The organism is Flagellimonas abyssi (genome assembly GCF_019457905.1).
Classification (GTDB): domain Bacteria; phylum Bacteroidota; class Bacteroidia; order Flavobacteriales; family Flavobacteriaceae; genus Flagellimonas; species Flagellimonas abyssi.
This window is the reverse complement of record NZ_JAHZSV010000015.1, coordinates 93229-119005: the sequence shown is the minus strand read 5'-3', so window position 1 is coordinate 119005 and position 25777 is coordinate 93229. Positions and strand designations below refer to the sequence as shown.

Genomic DNA, 25777 nt, shown 5'->3' with positions numbered 1-25777 from the left:
ATTAAAGTGATGAAAAAGTATATCTATATTATAACAGCAATATTAAGCTTCTTTGCTTGCGAAAGCGAATTGGAGCTGGATGCTCCAAGTGAACTGACCACAGGAGGGTTTTGGGATTCTGAGGAAGGTGCCAGGACTGCTCATACTGGACTATTTGCCAGTTTGCGTGGAGAAGCCGGTGACCTATGGTTGCTCGGTGAGATACGTAGTGATGTATGGGGCGGACGAACCTATGAGTCGCCCTCGAACCTTGCCTTGATAGAATCGAGTTTTACCGCCTCAACAGCTCCTTTTGGAGGATGGGCCGGATTTTATACAGAGATTCACAGGGTGAATGATTTTTTGACCAACGTTCCCAACGTTGAATTCGTCAATGAGAACGATAAACAACACTTAATGGGGCAGGCCTATGGATTAAGAGCCTTGTACTATTACACTTTGTTGAAAAGCTGGGGCGACGTGCCTATTATTTTGGAACCTTTGTCCACAGTTGACCCTGATGGGCTGAGCAAGGAAAGGGCTTCCCAGGCAGAAGTGATGGATCAGATCAAATCGGATATCGAAGCTTCGTTGTCCGCTTTCGGTTCTGACAGTTCATTCTGGGAGGGCAACAGGAACTTTTGGAGCAAAGCAGCAACTTTGGCCCTAAAAGGTGATGTGTATATCTGGTCCGGGCACTTAATGGGTGGTGGCAATGCGGATTTTACCGAGGCAAAAAATGCCTTGGAGCAAATTGCATCCCTTGGAGTTGGTTTGGCACCTAATATCGACGAACTATGGGGTGTTCCCAACGAAGGAAACAGTGAATTTATTTTTGCACTGCAATACCAAAGGGACGAGGCCTCGAATATCTATAATAGTTTCACTGGACGAACTACGGAAATCAATCCCCAGTTCAATGCCGCAGGTGAATCCATGAGCGATTTTATTATTGCCGGTGCCAACAGGTACGGACAGTCCGAAAAGACCATTCTGCTTTTGGACGATAATGCCGATGATCGAAAAGATGCAACCTTTATCAGGTTGTACACCGATGACAATGGTGGTTCTGGTTATCCGACCTATAACGAACCGACTTATTTTGGCTCCATCTTGAACAAATTTTTGGGAAGAGTGGATGGCACCGAACGTATATTTGAGAACGATGTTCCGTTGTATCGATATGCCGACGTACTATTGCTTTTGGCTGAGGTAAAAAATCATTTGGGGGAAGACCCTTCCGGTGAAATCAATCAAATACGTCAAAGAGCTTACGGGGAAGATTACGACCCTGCCATCCATGCCTATGTGAACAGTACCCAAAGCGATAATGCAAATGCAATTTTGACCGAGCGATATAAAGAATTTATTGCCGAAGGAAAACGTTGGTGGGATCTAAGACGTGCAGGGGACAGTTATGTCATCGAAAACATCGATTTTCTTAACCCTGGCGATGAATACAAGTTGTTGTTACCGATAACGAACGACATGATTGGAAGAAACCCATTATTGGATCAAACTCCAGGATGGGAATAAAGAGTTAGTTAATTGATTTGAGTTAGTTAGTGAGTTAGTTATTAAGTTTAGTGGCTAGTTATTTAATTCAAGAAAAGGGGTCCGCCATGTTCGGGCCCTTTTTTTATTTTTGGCACATAGGGGGAAACCAAGTCTGGTTGGAATAAGGTTCAGCTTATTGTGATACATTCCATGGTGCGTTTTGAAACCAGGGTGCGCCAATTTTGTATTGGGGAATAGTTCTTAAAGGAATCCTCAGGTAAGGGTAATAGCTCCTGTTCCGTGGTCTACTGTAGCTTGAAAACGTGGAGGTCAACGCCTTTGATGTTTAGGCAATGAAGGCAGAAAGAATTATTTCTTTTCGTATTTGAAAATGTGGTCGAAATGAGGTTCAAGGTGGCGACGCATCGCATTGCGAAAAGTTTCTGGAGTGCCTATCTTCAGATTGTCCAAGAGCATTCTGTGCGTCACAAAGGTGCCCTTGGTGTAATGGTATTCGTCCAGGTCACGGTTCTCCGTATCCTTTAGGTAAACGTATTCAAATACGGGGAGTAAGAGACCTTGGAAACGTTGAAGGGTATCGTTTTTTGATATTTGGTAAAGTTTACCGTGGAAGGCAACCTCCTTGTCCAAGGAAAAACGAACTTTGCCCGTACTGGTGGCTTCTTCTTCCTCCACTATTGCTTCCAGCTCATCCAGTTCCTTATCGGTTTTATGTTCAAAGAGAAAGTCGGCCATCCCCATTTCCAGAATCAAACGAAGCTCAAAGAGATTTTTTAAAGTTTCGGTTCCTAAAAGGGTAGGATCCATGATGCGCTCGAAATTATTGATGATATCCGGTTGCTTTAAGATCATGCCCCTATGCTTTTTGGACTCGATAAGTCCAAGGGTCCGCAATCTCAAAAGGGCCTCCCTTACTACGGTTCTGCTGACACCAAGACTTTTGGCAAAATCCAATTCCTTGGGTATGGCATCGCCGGGTCCCAGTTCATTTTCTTTGAAAAATTCCAATAAGCTCAATTCGACCTTATCGACCAGGGAAAGGGTATCGACCGGCTTTAATTTCTTTAGCTGCTTCATATACAAATGAATTAATGCCCTCAGTGCATGTTTTCAATCATTGGTGGCAAAATAAACATAAATCCTTTTAAGGAGCAGTACAAATATATTCAAAATATATTGTATATTTGTATTATGTCATACATAATATGAAATATTCTACAATATATAAAAGTGCACTGTTGGATGATGTGCTCCCTTTTTGGGGGAAATATTCCCTTGATAACGAAAATGGTGGGTATTTTACCTGTCTTGATCAAAAAGGAAAAGTTTACGACACGGACAAATTCGTTTGGCTACAGGGGAGGCAGGTTTGGTTGTATTCCATGCTGTATAATGAATTGGAAAAAAAGGATTATTGGCTGGACGTGGCTCGATCTGGGATGAAATTCTTGCGAAAATATGGTAGGGACGACCAGGGGAATTTTTATTTCTCCTTGACTTCGGATGGACGGCCTTTGGTACAACCCTATAATATTTTTTCAGATTGTTTTGCAGCTATGGCCTTTGCACAATATGCTAAGGCTGCCGATGATGCGTATGCCGCGGATATCGCCAAAATGACCTATCGGAATATCTTGGATAGACGAACGGCTCCCAAAGGAATCTACGAAAAAAGTACCGGTACAAGGGCATTGAAGAATTTTGCATTGCCCATGATTTTGTCCAACCTTGTATTGGAGTTGGAACATGTCTTGCCCTCTGAACAGGTGGAGAGCACCTTGGATCACTGTGTCGAGGAAGTTATGGAGGTGTTTTTGAGGAAGGAATCAGGGCTTATCTATGAAAATGTCGATAAAGATGGGACGTTGAACGATTCTTTTGATGGGCGCTTGATCAATCCGGGCCACGGTCTCGAAGCTATGTGGTTCATTGCTGACATCGGAACCCGTAGAAATGATGACAAGCTGATTCAAAAAGCAAAGAATACTGTTTTGCGACTTTTGGATTATGGCTGGGATGATACGTATGGTGGAATTTTTTACTTTATGGATGCCAAGGGATATCCGCCACAGCAGTTGGAACACGATCAAAAATTATGGTGGGTACATTTAGAGGCCTTGGTGGCACTGGCAAAAATGTACGAACTTACCGAATGCCCCAAAATATGGGATTGGTATGATAGGGTCCACCAGTATACTTGGACCCATTTTCCGGACCCTGTCCATGGGGAGTGGTATGGGTACTTGAACCGACAGGGACACCCTCATTTAACATTGAAGGGAGGGAAGTGGAAAGGTTGTTTCCATGTACCTCGTGCCCTTTATCAATGTTGGAAGACATTCGAAAAAATAGAAAACAAAAAAACAGTGCAATGAATATGATCGATCGTAGGTTTGGAACGTCCATTTTGGGGCTCATTTTAATGTTGGCCCTTTCCTGTGGCAGCAAACAGAACAATGTTGTTGATATCAAGGCGCAACAACCTGTACTGCCGGTTTTGATAGGTAAAGATCAAAACCAAATTCTAAAAATTCAAATTCAAGTGCCCGATTCCTCCCAGGCGATAAGCATAGCGGAGCTCAAGTTTTCTTTGGAGGGGACATCGGATATCAATGATCTATCGGAGGTAACGCTTCATTACAGTACTAAGGACGATTTTGAAAGTGCTTCGATTGTGACAAAAACTTCAAATCTTGCACCGGAGTTCTCCCTAAAAGAGAATCGGTCCCTTTCCGCAGGAACACATTATTTTTGGTTGTCCACAAGCTTGAGCAGCAACCCTGATTTGACTGGTAAAATTGGTGTCAACCTCTTGGGGGCTATTCTATCCGATGGGTCAAATGTAACGCCCCGGATGGATGATGTATCCAGTGCACAGCGATTGGGTAATGCTCTAAGGCAGCAAGGACAAGATGGTATAGATACCTATCGCATACCAGGAATGGCCACAACAAATAAGGGTACCTTGATCGCAGTTTACGATAACCGATACAATGACCCAGTGGATCTTCAGGAGGATATCGACGTTGGCATGAGCCGAAGTACAGACGGAGGAGAGACCTGGGAGCCGATGAAAGTAATCATGGATATGGGTGAGTACGGTGGACTGCCAGAAGATCAGAACGGTATTGGGGACCCAGCAGTGCTTGTTGATCATAAGACGAACACCATTTGGGTTGCGGCCCTTTGGCTGCATGGATATCCTGGCAAACGAGCTTGGAATGCCTCTGAACCCGGATTGTCTCCAGACAAAACGGGGCAATTGATTCTAGTGAACAGTAAGGATGATGGTCTGACCTGGTCATCTCCCATAAATATTACTACATCCACCAAAAAACGGGAATGGCAGTTGTTCTTCAATGGGCCAGGGGCCGGTATTACTATGGAAAATGGGACTTTGGTCTTTCCGGCACAGTACAAGGATAAGAATCGAATACCTCATTCAACCATCATTTATAGTGAAGATGGGGGCGAATCCTGGGATGTGGGAACCGGGGCAAAATCGGAAACCACTGAAGCGCAGGTGGTACAGATATCCGAAGGAACGCTTATGCTGAATATGCGTGACGACCGCAATAGGGCCAATAGAAAGGACAGTCTGAACGGTCGATCGGTAGCTGTCAGTGGCGATATGGGAGAAACTTGGGAAGAACACCCGACATCGCGAAAGGCCTTGATCGAGCCCAATTGTATGGCGAGCATAGTTGCCTATGACCATCCACAACGTGGGAAAATTTTATTTTTTTCAAATCCTGATTCAAAAACCCGTCGTAACCATATTACGATAAAGACAAGTTTTGATCTGGGGATGTCCTGGCCAGAGGAAAATCAAATTGAACTTTATGCCGATGATACCTATGGGTACTCTTGTCTTTCTATTATTGATGAAAATCATTTGGGCATTCTCTATGAGGGGAAGAAGGAACTGTATTTTCAAAAAATCCCATTGAGCGAGTTGATCGGATCCTAAGATATATTGATGAAGGCACTTTTAATTTATCCCATACAGCTATTGACAAAACTTCAACTGGCGGTCTGTGGGATAGGAATCATTTTTGCTACGACTGCTGAAGCTTTAGCCCAAAGGGGTCAAGAAAAAGCATATCCCATTATACCCGTTCCAAAACATATCGAATATGGGAACGGGACCGTTGACTTTGATGGGTTCCACATACAATCCAATGATTTTTCTACGGAAACTTCCAGGTTGCTTCATGATTTTTTGGAGGGAAAAGGAATTCCGGACCGTAAGCGGGGGTTGGTGGTAAAACTGCAAAGGGATATATCCATTGAGCCCAATGACGAGTCATACGAACTCAAGATTGATAGTGCTGTGACGATTTCCACAGGTTCACAACAAGGAATTTATTACGCCATTGCAACCTTAAAACAGCTGTTTCGAAAAGTTGGTGGAAACGGACGTTTCCGTATGGTTGAAATCAAGGATTGGCCATCGTTTAGGATTAGGGGCTTCATGCACGATACTGGACGAAACTTTCAGTCTGTAGCGCAATTAAAAGAACAGATCGAGGTACTTTCCAATTACAAGTACAATATTTTCCATTGGCATTTAACGGATAATCCAGGATGGCGGTTGGAAAGTCGCAAATACCCACAATTGCAATCTGATAAGGCTTTTTCCAGAGATGTTGGACAATATTATACACAGGAAGATTTTAAGGAGATACTGGCCTTTTGCAAAGCGCGAAATATAACAGTTGTTCCCGAATTTGACATACCTGGTCATACGGAAGCCTTCCGCCGGGCCTTTGGTTTCGATAAAATGAACCATCCACAGGTATTGTCCATATTATTGGATTTATTCGATGAACTTATGTCGTTGGCCGATGCCAATGAGATGCCCTACATTCATATGGGTACGGATGAAGTGAGAAATAGAGCCGAAGAGGTCCCAAAAGAGTTTATCGAGACCATTGCCTTGCATATTCAAGAAAACAATCGCAAGGTCATTACGTGGAAGGAAGGTATCGAACTCAACAATGATATTGTGACCATACAACAATTATGGGCACAACATCCACCTTCAAAGGGCAAACAGTTTATTGATTCCAGAGCGAATTATATCAATCATTTAGATCCATTTGCAGGGATGGTAAGACTATTTTTCCAACAGCCAGGTCGTCAAAAAGAAGGAGATGATTTGGCTCTAGGGGGTATCTTATGTGCATGGCCCGATAACGACGTGAACGAGGAACGTGATATTTTACGTCAGAATCCCATCTACCCTTCCATCTTATTTTATTCGGATGCTATTTGGAACGGTAGACCCCAATACGACGAAAGGTTTTGGAGCACTCTTCCTGATGCAGGTTCTGAGGGCTACAATACCTTTCAGGAGTTGGAGGAAAAGGTGGTGCGGCATCGGGACCTGTTTTTTGCCAATAAAGAGTTTCCCTATGTTTCCCAATCCCGGATACCATGGCAGCTCATCGGTCCGTTCGATCATGGAGGGGATTTTTCAAAATCTTTTCCGGTGGAAAAGGAAATCAAAAAAAGCTACATTACGGATGCTGGGGTATTGAGCTGGAAAGGGCCTTATTATGGAGGGACCATACATTTAAAGCACTTTTTTGGATTCCCATCGATTACAGATGCCAAGCGTGGAACCTTTTATGCTACGACCCAGGTATATTCCCCTGAAGACCGTATACAGGATTTTTGGGTCGGTTTCCATGGTTGGTCACGATCGGGAGGAAGGCGTGGCGGCCCTTTTCCACAATTGGGCCAATGGCACCATACCCAACCTAAAATATGGGTGAATGGAAGCATAATAGCTCCTCCTGAATGGAAACAACCTGGGATAAGGGCCGATTCAGAAGAAATTCCCTTTCTTGATGAAGATTACTTTTATCGCGAACCCACAAAGATTCCATTGAAAAAGGGGTGGAACGATGTAGTTTTGAAGGTACCCTTTGGTGAGCCCTCCTGGAAGTGGATGTTTACGTGCATACCTATTAAAAGGACGGCAGAAGGTATCCGCGAGGCCAAAGGATTGAAATATAGAACGGCAATCAAAATGGAGCAGTATGATGATTAAACGGTTTATTGCAGTTGCAGCCCTGTGTTGTATCTCAGCCCTGTGCATGGGACAGGATCGACAAAAACTTATAGTGCAAAAACTGCCCAGCCTTTCGGGAAAGGGACTGGATACTTTCAATGGCTTTGCAGGAATGATGGGAGGTCGGCAGGATGGCGTGATAATTGCTGCTGGCGGTGCCAATTTTCCCGAGGGACTTCCTTGGGATGGTGGGGCAAAAGTCTGGAGCGACGCCATATATTTTCTCAAAGGGGAGCAGTGGCAACTCGCCTCAAAGACACTGCCAAGCCCATTGGCCTATGGGTCTTCCGTTATCCTGGAGGAAGGCATACTTTTGATTGGAGGGGAGAATTCCCAAGGGAGCATCGACCAAGTACTGCTGTTACAATTCAATTCCAACGACAATTCCATTGACATTACTGAACTTCCAAGCCTGCCGGAACCCCTGGCATATTCAGCTGCCGTGGTGGATAACGATTATGTCTACGTTGTTGGTGGGAAGAATGCGCAAAGGAGCACCAATTCCTTATATCGGCTGTCATTGACCAAAGAGTCTTGGGAAAAACTACCGGATTTCCCCGGTGAACCAAGGGCCCTGCATGTGGCGGCGATACAGGATACACAACATTCCAGAAAATTGTTTGTCATTGGGGGAAGGAATCAAATAAAGGGACAAAAATCGGTGCCATTGACCACTTATTTATCCTATGACCTCAATACAGGGGAATGGCAAGAGCAGGGAAGGTTAACAATCGATGATCGGCCTAGGGTACTGATGGGTGCCTATGGGCGCCCCACGGGATCGATGCATATTATGGTCTATGGCGGGTCGGACGAGGTGCTTTTCAACAAGTTGGAGGAAATCGCCTTGCGGATATCATCGGAATCCAATGATTCTCTTTTGAAAGACTTAAGGTCACGGCGCGATGAAATCTTGAATCACCATCCTGGATTTTCAAAGCAAGTACTATCCTATAATAGCATAACGGACCGATGGTTTGTATACGATACGCTGCCAAGACCCTTGCCGGTCACGGCTCTTTCCTTTGCTGATGGACAGGATGTGTTTATGGTCTCTGGAGAAGCATCCCCGGGTATTCGAACTACAACGGTTCAAAAAATTACGGAAGGGGAGGCAATGCAGCCATTTGGCACCATTAATTATATGGTGCTGTTCGGTTATCTTATGCTTTCTTTGCTTATTGGGGTCTATTTCTCCTATAAGCAAAAGTCAACCAACGATTACTTTGTCGGTGGTGGACGGATTCCCTGGTGGGCCAGTGGATTGAGCGTTTTTGGGACGTTGCTCAGCGCCATTACCTTTATGGCCATTCCGGCAAAAGCATTTGTAACCGATTGGTCCTTCTTTATGTTGAATATGGCCGCGATAGCCATTACTCCTTTGATTTCACTCGTGTTCATTCCTTTTTTCAATCGCTTGAAGATTACTACCGCCTATGAATTCTTGGAGGACCGTTTTAATTATACCGCACGGGCCTTTGGTAGCCTGTCCTTTATTCTGTTTCAATTAGGGCGTATTGGTATTGTTTTGTTGTTGCCCTCGTTGGCTATATCCATTGTTACCGGAATTCCGGTGGAAACCAGTATTCTTATCATGAGCGTACTTTGTATCGCCTACACCGCTTTTGGGGGAATTGAGGCCGTTATATGGACCGATGTCATGCAGGTCATTGTACTGCTGGGAGGGAGTGTGCTTGCTGTTGTGTGGATCATGCTGCATACGGAGAGTTCTTTTGGCGATATGATCACCTATGCTTCGGAACATCAGAAATTCAACGTAGCCAATATGGATTTTGATTTTACCAAGGCCACATTTTGGGTGGTTGCCATTGGAGGGCTCGCCTCGGCCATGGTAACCCAGGGAACGGACCAGACGATCGTTCAGAGATATCTGACCAGTACGGATATGAAAAACTCCCAAAAAACCCTGTATACCAATGCTGTGTTGACCCTTCCGGCCAGTATTATTTTCTTTGGTCTTGGGACCTTGCTGTTCATTTTTTATTCCGAATTTCCGGCGCGTTTGTCCCCTACGATTTCAAACAATGACTCCATTTTTCCAATGTACATCGTAAAGGAACTGCCCGTAGGGGTGTCGGGCCTTCTGGTGGCCGGTATTTTTTCTGCGGCCATGAGCAGCATCAGTAGCAGCCTCAATTCAGTTTCCACTGCTTTTTGCAATGATTTCTACAAACGATTTAAAATGGGTGTTCCGGATAAACGGTTATTGCGGATAGCTAGAATAGCGACCGTGCTAACCGGACTGATCGGGATGGTGCTGGCCCTTTGGATGGCCAATTCCAATATAAAATCCCTTTGGGACGAATTTTACAGATATCTCGGATTGTTCACCGGAGGTCTAGGGGGTATGTTCCTATTGGGAATGCTCACAAAAAGGGCGAATGCCAAGGGGACCCTTATGGGACTTTTTGCCAGTGCGGTCTTGATATGGTATATCAGTGTCCATACCGAAATAAGCTTTTTGATGTACGCCTTTTTTGGTGTTGTCTCCTGTTATGGATTTGGATACGCTTTTAGCTTGATGTTCCCTGAATCCGACCAAAAAGATATGCCAGGCAAATGATGTCTTCTGGTTCAAATAAAAAGGACAGGTTTAATTCAATGATGGCACCCAGGGATATTTTGAAAAGGATTGAATTTGGGGGTAAACCGTGCCAATGAATGATAATAAATATGAAAAAAGTCGCTACATACATGCTGGGTTGCCTGTTCTTATTGGGAACCTATACCATATTTGGTCAGGTTAAGCTACCTTCGATTTTTACGGATAACATGGTCATACAGCGTAATAAGCCCATCCATATATGGGGATGGGGTCGCCCTAATGAGATCGTGGAGGTTATGTTTGATGGGGAGGTCAAGGAGGTGACGGTAGAAGGCAATCACTCTTGGAGTATATGGCTACGTTCACGGAAAGCGGACACGACACCACACGTACTATATGTTCGTCATCAAGGCCAGGAAATTAGATTGAAAAATATTCTAATTGGTGATATATGGCTTTGTTCGGGTCAATCTAACATGGAATGGCCATTGGATAAGGAAATGCATTACCCCTCTGAGGTGTCCAAAACAGACCAAGGATTGTTACGTCTCTATAATCCCACCTATGCGGGTGAAAACATATACAACAAGGCCTTTGGTGATTCCATTGTAAAAAGGTTGAATAGGGAAGAGTTTTACTTAGGACATTGGGAGTCGAGCAATCAAACTACTTCAAGTTCCATGAGTGCAGTAGGATATTATTTTGGAAAAAAAATTCTTGAGGAAACCTCTGTTCCCATAGGATTGATACATCTAGCCATTGGAGGTGCCCCAATAGAGACATTTATAAGCGCCGAAACATTGTATGCTTCACGGGATTATCGAGGAAAAGTGACCAAGAATTGGCTTTATAACGATGCATTGCCGAAGTGGATCAGGGAAAGGGGCGTTCAGAACCTAGGTCGGGCAAAAGATGTTCTTGTGGACAGTTTGGGACCAAATCACGCCTACAAGCCTGGGTTTGCCTATCGGGCAGGTGTGCATCCACTTTTGAAAATGCCTATTAAGGGAATAATATGGTATCAGGGAGAGAGCAATGCGCAAGAACAGCCTCGGGTAGATGAATATGCCGAATTACAAGCAATGATGGTTCGGGATTACAGGGTAAAATGGGGCGACCTGCAAATGCCCTTTTACTGGGCACAACTTTCCGCGATTGATACCAAGAACTATAACGCTCATTTATGGCCGCAATTTCGGGATGAACAAAGAAAACTTTTGTACATGGTTCCCTATGGTGGAATGGCTGTTACCTCCGATATAGGAGCAAAAAATGACGTGCACCCTACGAATAAAAAAGCCGTGGGCGATCGATTGGCCCGATGGGCCTTACATAAGACCTATGGTCATGCCATTGTACCTTCGGGGCCTTTGGTCAAAAAGGTAAAGTTTAAAGGTGATCATCTCATGGTTTCCTTTGAGCACAGCAGTGGACTCACCACCAGTGATGGAATGGCATTACGAGGGTTTTCCTTGGATGGTAGGAGGGAGGTAAAGGCATATATCCAAAAGAGGCGGGTAATTATTCCCATAACCGAACAACCTGAATATTTATACTATGGTTGGAAAGCATGGACAAGGGGCAATCTGGTGAATTCAGAGGAACTGCCCGCATCCACCTTTAAGACATCTGTCAGTTACGATCGTTGACCGGTCGGTAAACTTAACTCAAGTAAACAGAAGTTCAAATGGGTCCCAATTAAAGAATAAAAAAAACTAGGATATGATGAATCGAAGAAATTTTGTAAAGGATAATGTAATGTTCTCAGGGGCCTTGGGCCTAGGGGTAACAGGAATATTCGCCCAGTCGGGAAAATCGGGTAACGGCGAGCCTGTTGTCCCGGGCCAATTCCATTTGAAATATGCCCCTCATTTGGGCATGTTCAAAGCTTTGGCAGGAGACGACCCCATCGACCAACTAAATTTTATGGCGGACATGGGATTTACCGCTTTTGAAGACAACGGTATGAAGGGCCGCTCCTTAGATCTTCAGAAACAAATGGCCGCAACTATGGAAAAACGTGGCTTGGAAATGGGTGTCTTTGTTGCCCACGAAATTTCTTGGAGCAAACCCAACCTAACCAATGGTGATACTTCACTCCGCGAAAAATTCCTGAAGGAAATCAGGGAATCTATCGAAGTTGCCAAGCGGGTGAATGCCAAATGGATGACCGTAGTGCCCGGTCATGTGGATCTTCGATTAAGAAAAGGCTACCAAACAGCCAATGTTGTAGAGTCGCTTAAACAGGCCAGCGCTCTTTTGGAACCTCATGGTTTAACCATGGTATTGGAGCCTCTAAACTTTAGGGACCACCCAGGACTTTTTCTTACGGATAGCCCTCAAGCCTATGAAATATGTAAAGCGGTGGGCAGCCCATCATGCAAAATCCTTTTCGACATCTATCATCAACAGATCCAAGAAGGGAATTTAATCCCAAATATAGATGCTTCATGGGAAGAGATTGCCTATTTCCAGGTAGGCGATAATCCAGGGCGAAAAGAGCCTACAACAGGTGAGATTAATTATCTAAATGTATTTAAGCACATTCATTCCAAGGGCTATCAAGGTATCGTAGGAATGGAACATGGCAATTCCGAACAAGGCAAAGCCGGTGAACAGGCGGTTATCGACGCTTATAAAGCAAGTGATTCATTTTAAATACTGTGAACTTAATGAAAATTAGAACGATCCATATTTTGTTAGCCTTAATGGTAACATTTGGTAATACCCATGCGCAACAGGAATCCGACTATACCCAAGATTTACCCGGGGTGGATGTCTCATTGGACATGATCACGATTCCCTCAGGAACATTTGATATGGGCAGTGAAGAGGGAGAACCAGGGAGAAATACAGACGAGGGGCCCATACGTGAAATTAAGGTCGAAGGATTCTGGATGTCAAAATTTGAAGTAACCTGGGAACTTTATAACCTGTTTATCGAAAGAGCCATTGACGATCTTGAAAATAGGTCAAAGGCAAACGAAATACAACTGAAGGCCGACGCAGTGTCTGGAGCAACGACCCCTTATGTGGACATGAGCCTGGGAATGGGCCGGGATGCAAATTATCCAGCCGTTAATGTCACTCAGCTGGCCGCTTCGTCTTTTTGTCAATGGCTGTCTGCGGTAACTGGGCGGTTTTATCGATTGCCGACCGAGGCCGAATGGGAGTATGCTGCACGGGCAGGGAGCGAAGGACCTTATCATTTTGGTTCGGACCCTGCAAAATTGGGAGCATATGCATGGTTTAAGCAAAACAGTGAAGGTTCTTACCATGCTGTAGGGGGAAAGAAGCCCAACCCTTGGGGGTTATATGACATGTACGGAAATGTGGCGGAATGGACCTTGGACCAATACCATGAAAATGGGTATGAAGATACCCGACTTCCCTTTGAGCCAGTGGTCAAGGAGTATCCAGTGGTCGTGAGGGGAGGTTCGTTCAAGGATGGGTCGGAAGGAATGCGAAGTGCCTCCAGAATGGCTTCCGATCCCATTTGGAAACAACGAGATCCACAATTTCCAAGGAGTAAATGGTGGTTCACCGATGCCGGTTTTGTAGGGTTTAGGGTGGTGCGTCCAAAAAAATTGCCGGACCCGAATGAGCTCAAGGAGTATTGGGTGGAAAATTAAATAAGAATAAAACATATGCGTAACATGAAAAATATGGATGGGACAAATAACAAGTCGAGAAGAAAGTTTATAAAAAATGCATCCATGGCATCAGGGGCGATGATCTTGCCCTCGCTGGGAGGCCATGGAATGGTCAATGTGTTCAACGAGAAAAAGCTAAAGATCGCCCTAGTGGGCTGTGGAGGTCGTGGAACAGGTGCTGCCAACCAAGCCCTTGAGGCCGATGACCATGTACAATTGGTCGCCATGGCAGATCTTTTTGAGGACCAGTTGAACTCCAGTTATGGCCATTTGTACGACAAATACAAGGATACCGGAAAAATCAATGTTAAGGATAAACATAAATTTGTTGGCTTTGAAGGTTTTAAAGAGGCGATAGACCTTGCCGATGTTGTAATTCTTACCACACCCCCAGGTTTTAGGCCCTACCACTTTGCCTATGCCATTGAAAATGACAAACACGTCTTTATGGAAAAACCGGTGGCCACCGACGCGCCCGGAATACGTAAGGTATTTGAGACTGCTAAGTTGGCCGATCAAAAGAAATTGAATGTCGTTGTCGGGCTACAGCGCCATTACCAGGAAAATTACATCAAAGTGAATTCACTTATCAAAGGCGGTGACCTTGGCAAAATCCTGTCGGGGCAGGTCTATTGGAACTCTTCCGGTGTATGGGTGCGTCAACGACAACCGGGACAGTCCGAACTGGAGTATCAGATGAGAAATTGGTATTATTTCAATTGGGTCTGCGGTGATCATATTCTTGAGCAGCATATCCACAATATCGATATAGCCAACTGGTTTATAGGGGAATACCCTGTATCTGCCCAGGGCATGGGCGGCCGCATGGTACGGAAAGGACCCGATCACGGAGAAATATTCGACCATCATTTTGTGGAGTTCACTTATCCCAGCGGAGCGGTCATCGCAAGCCAATGTAGGCACCAGCCCAACACCATGTACCGAGTGGGCGAGGCGTTCCAGCTGACCAATGGCAGGGTGGACACCCATGACGCAGGGGTCGCAAAGATCTATAACCTTGACGGTGAGGAAATACAGTCCATAGGAAACTCCAAAGGGCATAACCCCTACCAACAGGAACATAATGAACTGTTTGCTTCTATACGGAACAATACGGTGATCAACGATGCTTACAATGGAGCCAAAAGCACTATGACGGCGATAATGGGACGTATGGCCACCTACAGTGGAAAAGTCATCGGATGGGACGAGGCCCTAGCATCCGATCTACAACTTATGCCAGAAGAACTTAGCTGGGATTCTCCGACACCGACAAGCCCAGATGAAAATGGCAACTACCCTGTCCCGGTGCCAGGCCAGACCAAAGTGCTATAGTACTGACAAGGATTTACTGATATAAAATTTAGTTAATATGAGCTCAAGAAGAAAATTTGTAAAAAACACTTCCATATTTGGAACAGCAGTGGCGCTGGCCCCCGGACTGGCCCATGGTACCATGTATAGGTCGATTGGAAATAAGCTCAACATTGGTTTGATCGGTGTTGGACTTCGGGGTACCAATCACCTTTCCAATCTTTTAAGGCGAGACGATGTCCATATTGCTGCTATTTGTGATATCGATGAAAATCGAATCGGCGTTGCGATGGATTTGATATCCAAGGCCAATAGACAAAAACCAAAATCGTTTGGAAAGGACCCATATGATTATCGCAATCTATTGGAATTAAAAGACCTGGATGCTGTGGTCATTTCAACGCCATGGCTCTGGCACACCCGAATGACCGTTGATGCCATGGAGGCCGGAAAATATGCAGGAGTCGAGGTTTCTGCGGCCAATACCCTTGAAGAGTGTTGGGATTTGGTAAATACACACGAGCGTACGGGAACCCATATGATGATTCTGGAAAATGTGAATTATCGTCGTGATATCATGGCGGTGCTACATATGGTAAAGCAGGATGTCTTTGGTGAATTGGTTCACTTTCGCTGCGGTTATCAGCATGACCTTAGACATGTGAAGTTCAATGACGGAAAAACTGCCTACGGAAAGGGAGCTGAGTTTGGAGATAGGGGAATTTCAGAATCCAAATGGCGTACGGCGCATTCGGTAAAAAGAAATGCCGATGTATACCCAACCCATGGACTTGGTCCCATAGCCACAATGGCCGATGTCAATCGTGGCAATAGATTGGTTTCCATGACCTCCCATGCCACCAAAGGAATAGGTTTGCACAATTATATACTGGAAGTTGGAGGGGCGGACCACCCCAATGCCAAGGTCAAGTTCAAACAGGGGGATGTAATCACCTCTACCTTGGAAACGGCAAATGGCGAAACAATAATCGTTACCCATGACTGTAATTTGCCTAGACCATATTCTTTGGGCTTTAGGGTGCAGGGCTCCAAAGGGCTTTGGGAAGTGGATGGTAATCGGATGTATATTGAGGGACAATCGGAACCCCATCAATGGGATGAGGCAACTCCTTGGCTGGAACAGTACGATCACCCCCTTTGGAAAAAGTATGGTGAATATGCCTTAGGTGCAGGCCATGGTGGTATGGACTTTTTTGTAATGAATGCCTTTGTCGAAAGTGCCAAGGCCAATATCGCTCCACCTTTGGATGTTTATGATGCCGCTGCCTGGAGCGCAGTAACACCTTTGTCCGAAAGATCCATAGCCAATAATGGAGAGCCCCAGGATTTTCCTGATTTCACAAGAGGGCAATGGATTAAACGAGAACCATTTGACTGGGACAATGGTAGCTATTGAAACATATCACATGCTTTTGAAAAGGTAGGATGAAACAATATCCCGTATATCAAACCGTCCATCAAGGTGAAGGGAGAGTCAATTGGGAGCTTATTCCCCGCTTGGAAGCATTCATCAATCCATGGAGCCAAGGTACGATACAGAAAACACGGTTCATGGCACAACATGATTCCCATTGCCTTTATGCGCGTTTTGAGGTTTCGGAAACTTCCTTGAACGTTGAACGATTGCGCGATCATAAGTTGGAAGTTGTCAACTCTGACCGGGTGGAATTGTTTTTTACCGCCAATCTGGATTTGAAAAACTATTATTGTCTTGAACTCGACCCCTATGGTCGTGTCCTTGATTATGCCGCTTCCCACTATCGAAATTTTGATTACGATTGGAGATGGCCGTCGAATCAATTAGAAGTGAATTCGAGATTGACAGGGGATGGTTATCAAATAGAGGTGTCGGTCGGAAAAGCATCTTTGAATGCATTGGACCTAATCCATGACAACGGAATTTATATGGGAATATTCAGGGCCGACTGCAAAGGAGGAGGACAAAAGGGTAAAGGTCCTAAGATATTTGATTGGATCAGTTGGGTCGATCCAGGTACCAGGGAGCCGGACTTTCATGTACCCAGTGCTTTTGGTCGGTTGCAATTTTTGGATGCAATGCCTGCTCAAAGATAGCTGTTCACATTTTCCGAATTGATGATATCAATGGGTAGCAACTGTGAGTTGGGGAATTTTTTGTCAAAAAGCAATCTTTCAATGATATATCGAAGGGAAAGTGACGCCTGTTGCTTTGGGGCTTGATGGATCAGGAAGTTGATTTGGTCCTTCTTCAGGTAATCGATATTCCGTTCGATAAGATCATACCCTATAAGCGCTGAGTTCCACTCTTCTTGGTCCAAGACTTCTGCAACTTGGTAGGTTTTGGATGTGGTGACGAAAAAACCCGAAGGCTCGGATTCCTTAATGAACGATGTCAAACGGCTATGTACTTCATTTGAGCGTAAGGAAAGAGCAGTCAGTTTTTGGTATGGGCGCTTTTCCCTGAAAAATGACCTGAACCCTTCCTCTTTCTGTTTGATATGTATCGCATTGTGGGATTCATCGATATGAACGATTAAAATCGAGGCGGATTCAGGGAGCAAAATTGACATGAGTTTGGCGGCTACCCTCCCGCTGACAAATAAATCCTGTCCAACATGTTGTCCCATTTCATTGTTTAAGGGACTGTTGAAGGTACCCGTCACAATGTCCCTATCTTTCAATTCCTTAAGTAGGGTAGTGCTTTCCGTTTCGAAAAGCGGAACAAATAGCAAGGCATCCGGGCTATTCGCCATGACCTCGAACCCCTTGTTGAGAAACTGTTCCGGCAAGGACGGGTCAAAGTAGTGAACATTGAAGTCGATGTCAAAGGCCTCGAACTCTTGAATAATTTCATCAATTCCCTCGGAGCAAGAGGTCCAGTAGGGGTCTAAGGATGGATCGGGTATTAAGATCTGTATACGGAATACAGTATTGTTCTTTAGTATTCTGGCCAAAGGGTTGGGCTTATATTGCAGTTCTTCCATGACCTGATGAACACGATCATGAGCTTTTTGTGAAACTTTGCCCCGGTTGTGGATGACCCTGTCCACTGTTCCAATGGAAACATCGGCTAGGCGAGCGATATCTTTAATGGTAATTTTTTTCTTCACCAGACAAATATATTTAAAATAAATACTATTAATGTTAACGTTAACATTAATAGTGTGTTCGTACACATTTTTTATTATATTGCGACGGATTATGTCGAGCAAATCCATGTGTGACAGTTTTAAAAACAAAGGGATATAATGGATAGCAAGCCTAACCTATCAGGTAGGGAGACAGTTGTGGTCAAGACCCCAGGGAGGACTTGTTTGTTCGGTGACCACCAAGATTACTTGGAACTTCCTGTGATAAGCTGTGCCATTGATAGGCATATTACATTGGTCGCTAGGAAGAATACCACTGGTTTTTTGGTTATTGATCAACCAGACATGCGCCAAACACGGACCATAGACCCTAAAAGGAAGCTCACGGTCATTGAACAAGGGGATTTCTTTATGGCAGCCATCGATCTGCTGAAGGATTATGGTTGTTGCCCCGATTATGGATATGATATTGTCATCAAAGGCAATATTCCCATTAATGCGGGAACTTCAAGCTCCAGCGCCCTAGTCGTGGCTTGGGTGGAATTTTTGTTGTCCGCCTTTGGTTGCAATGTTCCCGTTACCAGGTCTTTGGTTGCACAGTTGGCCTATGAATCCGAGGTGGTCTATCACGGTAGACCTGGGGGGAGAATGGATCAGTTCAGTATAGCTATGGGTAATATCATTTACCTTGAAACAGGAAAGGAACCATACCATGAAACGTTTGAAAGGTTGATTCCTGGTCTGATCGTTGGGGAGTCTGGCATTCCTAAGGATACCTCCGGGGTACTCCGAGAATTAAAGGATAAGTCCCTATTGGCGGTAAAGACACTGAAAAAATATGTCAAGAACTTCGACTTGGGAAATGCGGATGTAAAAGATATTGATACTTACTTGCCCTATGTTCCGAAGGAATTGCAGGTATATTTTGTAGCCGCAATCCGTAACCATAGTATTACACAACGTGCGCTACTGGAGTTTAGAAGACCAGAGCTTGATTTAAAAAAAATAGGTGATTTGATGCTGGAGCATCATCTGGTGCTACGGGATTTTTTAAATATTAGCCTGCCCCTTATTGACAATATGATAGAAAGCGCCCTTGAAGCGGGTGCTTACGGGGCCAAGATTGTGGGATCCGGGAGGGGTGGTAGCATTGTTGTCCTATCGCCCGAGACTGTACAAGCCAAAGTTATTGCCGCCATCAAAGCGGCAGGCGCCAAGGATGCTTTTCAGGTCCAAGTGGACCCAGGATCCAGAATAATTGAAATGTACCATTAAAAATAACATATGAGTTCACTGAATAGTTTGGTGGTATTGGCCGGAGGAGCTTCATCCAGAATGAAGAAAAATGCCTCGAACCAGTCCATATTGAGTGCTGAAGAAATCCAGCAGGCCAATGAAAGAAGCAAAGGTTTGATAGGATTGGGAGGGAATGGACGTCCCATGTTGGATTATGTCCTTTATAATGCCAAACGTGCCGGTTATGAAAAAATTTATATTGTTATAGGGGAGCAAGGGGAATTGTTTCGTGATTTTTATGGTGGAAGCAATGGGTTTCATGGGTTGGAGGTGGTCTTTGCCATCCAACGTGTGCCATCAGAAAGGGAAAAGCCCTTCGGGACCGCAGATGCACTCTGTCAGGCCATGGAACAATATCCTGAACTACAGGAAAAGCGTTTCACTGTATGCAATAGCGACAATCTCTATTCTGTGGAAGCGTTTGACCTTTTGCGCAACACGGAATCACCGCAGGCCTTGATTACATATGATCGTGATGCCCTGGAATTCGATTCAGAAAGAATTTCACGCTTTGCCCTGGTCAAAATGGATGATTGGAACAATCTGATCGATATTATTGAAAAGCCCAAGTTGGATGAGGTAGGAAAATATAGGGATACCAAAGGTAAACTTAGGGTCAGTATGAACATATTCACCTTTGATGGGAAAAAACTTTTTCCTTACCTAAAGCACTGTCCGGTACATCCAGTACGACTGGAAAAGGAACTTTCGACCGCCTTATTGGGCATGCTCGGGAAGTTTTCTGGTGACATGAAAGGGATACCCATGGCCGAACATGTCCCTGACCTTACGGCCAAAAATGACATTGTGGAGGTGAAAAAGTACCTGAAGGAGCATTATTCGACATTGGAATGGTAGTTCCAAATAATATCCTTCGATGGAGGCCATGATATCAAGGCCAATAAGAATGATGAATTACAAAAATCTATGATATTCAATCTATAAATACAATGGAAACAATCACTAATCACAGTTCTATCGGTTACAAACCGGCGGGTCAATTTGAAGATACACGCTTCGAAAAGATCCACAACGTTATTTTTCAGGATTCCAAAGAAGGTTCCAAAATAGTGGCCGAGGAAATAGCACATCTGATCAAGGAAAAACAAAATAAAAGGCAGTCCTGTGTGCTTGGGTTGGCAACAGGATCCTCACCTATCAAAGTATATGAGGAGCTTGTGCGAATGCACAGGGAGGAGGGCCTGAGCTTTGGTAATGTGGTCACCTTTAACCTGGATGAATATTACCCCATGGAACGCAATAATGTTCAGAGTTACCATTATTTCATGCACCAACATCTCTTCGACCATATAGATATTGCACCGGAGAACATCAATATTCCAGATGGAACGGTTCCAAGGGAAGAGTTACAGGAGTACTGTAAAAGGTATGAGCAGGCTATTCAAGATGCAGGAGGTCTGGACTTTCAATTGTTGGGTATCGGCCGTTCCGGACACATTGGTTTTAACGAGCCGGGGTCCCATTTCAATTCCGTGACCAGGGACATCACCTTGGACCATATCACCCGTGTTGATGCCGCACCAGCCTTCAAAGGATTGGAAAATGTACCGAGGAAGGCGGTGACCATGGGAATCGGAACCATTAGTAAAGCCAAAAGGATTGTATTGCTCGCATGGGGACAGAACAAGTCAGAAATTGTACGGGATACCATAGAAGGGGAGATCAGTGCCCATGTACCTGCAACCTATCTCCAAGAACATGCAAACACTACATTTGTGCTGGACAAGGAAGCGGCTTCGCACCTTACCCGAATAGATACCCCATGGTTGGTAAGGACCTGTGATTGGACCAAGGATCTCACTCATAAAGCCGTAGTTTGGTTGAGTATGCAAAAAAACAAACCAATCCTGCAATTGACAGATAAGGACTATAATGATTCGGGGATGTCGGATCTTTTAAGTTCTGAGCAATCCTCATATGAACTGAACATCAAGACGTTCAATAGGCTTCAGCATACCATTACAGGATGGCCGGGAGGTAAGCCCCATGCAGATGATTCCAATCGTCCAGAACGTGCACAACCTGAAAGGAAGCGGGTCATTATTTTCAGTCCCCATCCGGATGATGATGTTATTTCAATGGGAGGGACCTTTGATCGTTTGGTCGCCCAAGGGCACGAAGTACATGTGGCGTATCAGACCTCCGGAAATATTGCGGTGCCCGATCATGAAGCGCTCAAAATAGCGGAGGTGGCCAATAGTTTGGAAAAATCGGAACTGTTTACAGAGGTCGTGCAAAATATATCCGACAAAACGGAGGAAGAATACGATTCGAAATTGGTAAGAAAACTCAAAGGGAATATCAGAAGGGCGGAAAGCTTGGCCGCTACTCGCTATATGGGAATTCCAGATAGTCAAGTTCACTTTTTGGACCTTCCCTTTTATGAAACCGGGGCTATAAGGAAAAAACCGTTGGGCGTTGATGATATCCGTATTATGAACCGTATTATTGAAGAGATCAAACCGCATCAAATTTATGCGGCCGGGGACTTGGCCGACCCCCATGGAACCCATCGGGTATGCTTGGAAGCGTTGTTTGCTTCCTTGGAGGAACTAAAGAGCAATGCCTTTATGGAAGATTGTTGGGTCTGGTTGTATAGAGGCGCATGGCACGAGTGGGAGACCCATGAGATCGAGATGGCCGTTCCGATGAGTCCGGCACAGGTTCTACGAAAACGAAAAGCTATATTTTTCCATCAAACACAAAAGGACGGGGTGATGTTCCAAGGAGAGGATCTCCGTGAATTTTGGGTGAGGGCCGAGGATAGGAACAAGGAAACCGCACAAAGGTATCAGTCCCTAGGATTGGCAAGTTATGCAGCAATGGAAGCATTTGTGCGTTATAATTTTCAACAGTTGTAGTTTTTGACATGATATTGGTCGCAGATTGCACAGCTTCAAAATGTGATTGGCACCTGTTGGATGCCAACAGGATTGGATTGTGCGAAAAAAGAACGATGGGACTCAATCCTATGATTGCTTCGGAAATGGAAATCAGGTCCCTTGTCCAGGAATTGAATGGAAGCTTTCGTCTTCATAGGATTTCCCGGGTTGAATTTTATTGCACTGGAGGAAAACAAGCGGTCCCCCAAAATATATTGCTCGGTTTTTTTCAGGAGTATGCGCCTGATATAAAAGTTGTTGTCGAGGAGGACCTGGACCTAGCGGTGAAGTGCAAGGGAGGGTCTCCTGCAGTGGTCTGCATTCTTGATGGAAACACCAAGAGCTGTTTCTATGATGGTCTGGAACTCCATAAACGATTACCGGATTTTGGATGTCCCATCATGGATGATGGCAGTAGTGTTTATTTTGGAAGAGAACTCCTTAGAAATTATGTCTTTGGGGTAATGCCCGAATCATTGAGAAGAAACTTGGAGGATTGTTATGGATTGGATGACTCAGAAATTCTGCAAGAAATTTACCATGGAACAAACCCAAGTGGTTACTTGGCAAATTTTGGTTGGTTCCTCATACAGAACCAAGAACATCCTTTTATCAAGGCAATGATTCAAATAGGGATCTGCAAGGTGTTTGACCATATCTTGGAGCCTTATGATAAGGAATTAAAGGCCCTGCCCTTACATTTCATAGGGGACCTGGCCTATTCTCTAAAGGATTCAATAAAAGTGGAAGCGTATAAGCGTGGATATGGAACCGTATTTTTTACCCAGAGTCCTATGGAAAAAGGGGATGTGCATCATCAACTAAACCTAGGGTAACCTTAAATTTCCATAAAGATGTCAAAGCAACCGTTGATTTATTTGATAGCCATTCTTTGTTTATTTTCCTGCGATAACCCCAATAGGGCAAAAGGGCAAGATGATGCAAATCGCCAAAAAAGACCGAATATCCTGTTCATCATGTCCGATGATCATGCCTATCAGGCGATAAGTGCATACGATACCCTAATTCGAACACCGAATATTGACAGGATTGCAAAGGAAGGAATGCTGTTTACAAATGCTTCGGTCACAAACTCGATATGTGCCCCATCAAGGGCTACCATTTTGACCGGAAAGCATGCACATATTAATGGGAAAATAGATAACCTTACTCCCTTTGATACCACACAGGTAACTTTTCCACAATTGTTCCAAGAGGCTGGATACCAGACCGCCATGTTCGGTAAACTTCATTTTGGCAATCGTCCCAAGGGCGTGGACGAGTTTATGATCGTTCCAGGGCAAGGACGTTACATTAATCCAGATTTCATTACTGAAGCTGGGGATACCGTCCAAAAAATGGGCTATGCCACCGATATAATTACCGATCTTACCTTGGAATGGCTTGATCAAAAAAGAGATACCTCCAAACCCTTTATGATGATGTACCTGCATAAAGCCCCACACCGGCCATGGTGGCCTAAAGCGGAAAAACTGCAAAAATGGTCCAAAATCAAGGTTCCGGAGCCTACTACGCTATTTGACGATTACGTCCATAGGGGAACAGCTGCCAAAACCGCGGAAATGAACATTTTAGAACATATGTTGATGAGCTATGACTGTAAGGTCTACCCAGACGTTTTGGAAGATATGGGCATTGAAATGGATCCTAGAAACCGAAACCTTTTTATAAATGGTGAGTTAAACCGACTTACGCAAGAACAACTCCAAGCTTATGCCCCGATTTTGGATTCCATCGCCGAAAACTTTATAAAACAATGGCCCCATTTGACAGAAGAACAAAAGATACAGTGGAAATACCAAAGGTATATGCAGGATTACTTGGCCAGTATTGAATCGGTGGACGACAATGTCGGCCGGGTTTTGGATTATCTGGAGAAAAATGGGCTATCGAAGAATACCTTGGTGGTATACACCTCCGACCAAGGGTTTTATCTGGGGGAACATGGCTGGTTCGATAAACGATTTATGTATCAACAATCCTTTAAGACCCCATTGTTGGTTCGTTGGCCGAACAAAATCGAACCAGGCAGTTCCAATGATGAGCTGGTCCAAAACTTGGATTTTGCACAAACCTTTTTGGATGCTGCGGGGATTAAGGTACCCAATGATATGCAGGGGGAAAGCTTAATACCGTTATTGACAGGCAATGATCGACAATGGAACCGGGAAAGCGTCTATTACCATTATTATGAATATCCTGCGGAACATGCTGTGAAACGCCATTATGGAATTTCAACTAAAACACATAAACTGATCCATTTTTATCATGATGTGGATGAATGGGAACTTTACGACCTTGTCGAAGACCCCAACGAGATGATAAATGTTTATAATGATGCCGAATACTCGAAAATACAAGCACAACTTAAGAAGGATTTGTCTCAGCTTCGAAAAACATATAAGGACTCAGAAGATCTTGATCAAAAATTTATCCAAACTTATAACGATAACCAACAGAATTGATCAATCCTTTTACGGAGGGAAGCAATTGGTGATGTCCGTACAAAAACAGGAATACTAAAAGAATTTGATTTATGATAAAGAACAAGGAGATATATAAACGTGGTTTGATATTCATAATTTGTTTTGTTTATGCGATTGTCTCTTTACAGGCTCAGCATAGTAGAAAGGTCGATAGTCTTGACAGGCCAAGTAACTTCTACGATAAGGTCGCTCAATTCAAGATGTTCCCAAACAGTACGGATGATATTGTTTTTTTAGGAAACAGTATAACGGCGGGGACAGAATGGAACGAATTGTTGAATGTGGACAATGCCGTCAATCGAGGTATTTCAGGGGACATGACTTTTGGTGTCCTGGAACGATTGGATGAGGTTACAGAAGGCAGACCGGCCAAGGTATTCATCTTGATCGGAATAAATGATTTGTCTCGGAATATCCCTGATAGCATTATCCTACGAAACTACCGGAAAATAATCGATCGAATAGTTCAGGAGTCTCCTTCAACGGAAATTTATGTGCAGACCCTATTGCCTGTAAACGATACGTTCAACCGGTTTGTAAATCATTACGATAAGGCTTCCAATATTCTAAACATCAATAGGGTCCTGCGAAAAATTGCTAAACAAAAAAATGTCGAGCTGATCGATCTATATCCACATTTTTTGGATGATAAGGGACGATTGGATGTTCAATATACCAATGATGGACTGCATTTAACAGCACAGGGCTACGCCCTATGGGCTAGGTTGTTAAGGCCTTACTTATAATGATTTATGAACGAATACTACAGAATATTGACCATCAAAGTTAGATGAAAGCGCTTTTTTAGCAGGTTAGTTGGTAGAGGGGGGCAGGGTTGTTCCCTGCCTTCCTCAAAAACTTAAAAACGTAGAG

At 44.3% G+C, this 25777-nt stretch carries 19 protein-coding genes; 17 read left to right on the top strand and 2 right to left on the bottom strand.

Features of this window, described 5'->3' with window-relative positions; all coding sequences use genetic code 11:
- The first annotated feature begins 9 nt into the window (after positions 1 to 9).
- A complete protein-coding gene (locus tag K1F36_RS12370; protein ID WP_220114105.1) occupies positions 10 to 1515 on the top strand; it encodes a RagB/SusD family nutrient uptake outer membrane protein in 1506 nt (501 codons plus the stop codon).
- 330 nt (positions 1516 to 1845) lie between these two features.
- Here K1F36_RS12370 and K1F36_RS12365 read toward each other — a convergent pair whose 3' ends face one another.
- Positions 1846 to 2574 carry a FadR/GntR family transcriptional regulator gene (locus tag K1F36_RS12365; RefSeq protein WP_220114104.1) on the bottom strand — a complete coding sequence of 243 codons (729 nt, stop codon included), beginning with the start codon at positions 2572 to 2574 and terminating at the stop codon, positions 1846 to 1848.
- 128 nt (positions 2575 to 2702) lie between these two features.
- Here K1F36_RS12365 and K1F36_RS12360 point away from each other — a divergent pair, with 128 nt between their 5' ends.
- The 10 genes from K1F36_RS12360 (at position 2703) to K1F36_RS12315 (ending at position 17203) form a co-directional block, all read left to right on the top strand.
- Positions 2703 to 3872 (top strand): n-acyl-d-glucosamine 2-epimerase, encoded by a 1170-nt coding sequence (locus tag K1F36_RS12360; RefSeq protein ID WP_220114103.1) that lies wholly within the window; start codon positions 2703 to 2705, stop codon positions 3870 to 3872.
- Positions 3869 to 5467 carry a sialidase family protein gene (locus K1F36_RS12355; protein WP_220114102.1) on the top strand — a complete coding sequence of 533 codons (1599 nt, stop codon included), beginning with the start codon at positions 3869 to 3871 and terminating at the stop codon, positions 5465 to 5467. Before K1F36_RS12360 ends, K1F36_RS12355 begins: the two co-directional genes overlap by 4 nt.
- Before the next feature lie 9 nt (positions 5468 to 5476).
- Complete coding sequence (locus K1F36_RS12350; RefSeq protein ID WP_220114101.1) at positions 5477 to 7555, top strand: family 20 glycosylhydrolase; 2079 nt, start codon at positions 5477 to 5479, stop codon at positions 7553 to 7555.
- Positions 7545 to 10160 carry a sodium:solute symporter family protein gene (locus K1F36_RS12345; RefSeq protein WP_220114100.1) on the top strand — a complete coding sequence of 872 codons (2616 nt, stop codon included), beginning with the start codon at positions 7545 to 7547 and terminating at the stop codon, positions 10158 to 10160. The genes K1F36_RS12350 and K1F36_RS12345 overlap by 11 nt, the downstream gene beginning before the upstream one ends.
- A gap of 110 nt (positions 10161 to 10270) precedes the next feature.
- The gene (locus K1F36_RS12340) at positions 10271 to 11791 is read left to right on the top strand and encodes a sialate O-acetylesterase (protein ID WP_258539053.1); all 1521 of its coding nucleotides are present in this window, start codon (positions 10271 to 10273) and stop codon (positions 11789 to 11791) included.
- A 76-nt stretch (positions 11792 to 11867) separates the two neighbouring features.
- Positions 11868 to 12800 (top strand): hydroxypyruvate isomerase family protein, encoded by a 933-nt coding sequence (locus K1F36_RS12335; protein ID WP_220114121.1) that lies wholly within the window; start codon positions 11868 to 11870, stop codon positions 12798 to 12800.
- A gap of 14 nt (positions 12801 to 12814) precedes the next feature.
- Entirely contained in the window at positions 12815 to 13774 is a 960-nt protein-coding gene (locus K1F36_RS12330) for a formylglycine-generating enzyme family protein (protein WP_220114099.1), read from the top strand.
- Between the two features lie 24 nt (positions 13775 to 13798).
- Positions 13799 to 15130, top strand: coding sequence for a Gfo/Idh/MocA family protein (locus tag K1F36_RS12325; RefSeq protein ID WP_220114098.1), 1332 nt, complete (start codon positions 13799 to 13801; stop codon positions 15128 to 15130).
- A 37-nt stretch (positions 15131 to 15167) separates the two neighbouring features.
- A complete protein-coding gene (locus K1F36_RS12320; RefSeq protein ID WP_220114097.1) occupies positions 15168 to 16526 on the top strand; it encodes a Gfo/Idh/MocA family protein in 1359 nt (452 codons plus the stop codon).
- Between the two features lie 29 nt (positions 16527 to 16555).
- Positions 16556 to 17203 carry a sugar-binding protein gene (locus tag K1F36_RS12315; RefSeq protein ID WP_220114096.1) on the top strand — a complete coding sequence of 216 codons (648 nt, stop codon included), beginning with the start codon at positions 16556 to 16558 and terminating at the stop codon, positions 17201 to 17203.
- Here K1F36_RS12315 and K1F36_RS12310 read toward each other — a convergent pair.
- Positions 17194 to 18219, bottom strand: a complete 1026-nt coding sequence (locus K1F36_RS12310) for a LacI family DNA-binding transcriptional regulator (protein WP_220114095.1) — start codon at positions 18217 to 18219, stop codon at positions 17194 to 17196. The genes K1F36_RS12315 and K1F36_RS12310 overlap by 10 nt on opposite strands.
- A 138-nt stretch (positions 18220 to 18357) precedes the next feature.
- On the opposite strand from K1F36_RS12310, the gene K1F36_RS12305 reads away from it, so the two are divergent.
- The 6 genes from K1F36_RS12305 to K1F36_RS12280 all read left to right on the top strand — a co-directional run bounded on the left by K1F36_RS12305 (position 18358) and on the right by K1F36_RS12280 (position 25650).
- Positions 18358 to 19473, top strand: a complete 1116-nt coding sequence (locus K1F36_RS12305; RefSeq protein WP_220114094.1) for a mevalonate kinase family protein — start codon at positions 18358 to 18360, stop codon at positions 19471 to 19473.
- Positions 19474 to 19482: 9 nt separating this feature from the next.
- Positions 19483 to 20352, top strand: coding sequence for a sugar phosphate nucleotidyltransferase (locus tag K1F36_RS12300; protein WP_220114093.1), 870 nt, complete (start codon positions 19483 to 19485; stop codon positions 20350 to 20352).
- Between the two features lie 92 nt (positions 20353 to 20444).
- Positions 20445 to 22376: a glucosamine-6-phosphate deaminase gene (gene nagB / locus K1F36_RS12295; RefSeq protein WP_220114092.1), complete on the top strand. Its 1932-nt coding sequence runs from the start codon at positions 20445 to 20447 to the stop codon at positions 22374 to 22376.
- Positions 22377 to 22384: 8 nt separating this feature from the next.
- Complete coding sequence (locus K1F36_RS12290; RefSeq protein WP_220114091.1) at positions 22385 to 23233, top strand: hypothetical protein; 849 nt, start codon at positions 22385 to 22387, stop codon at positions 23231 to 23233.
- A gap of 18 nt (positions 23234 to 23251) precedes the next feature.
- Positions 23252 to 24883, top strand: coding sequence for a sulfatase family protein (locus tag K1F36_RS12285; protein ID WP_220114090.1), 1632 nt, complete (start codon positions 23252 to 23254; stop codon positions 24881 to 24883).
- Positions 24884 to 24954: 71 nt separating this feature from the next.
- The gene (locus K1F36_RS12280) at positions 24955 to 25650 is read left to right on the top strand and encodes a GDSL-type esterase/lipase family protein (protein WP_220114089.1); all 696 of its coding nucleotides are present in this window, start codon (positions 24955 to 24957) and stop codon (positions 25648 to 25650) included.
- Positions 25651 to 25777: the final 127 nt, after the last annotated feature.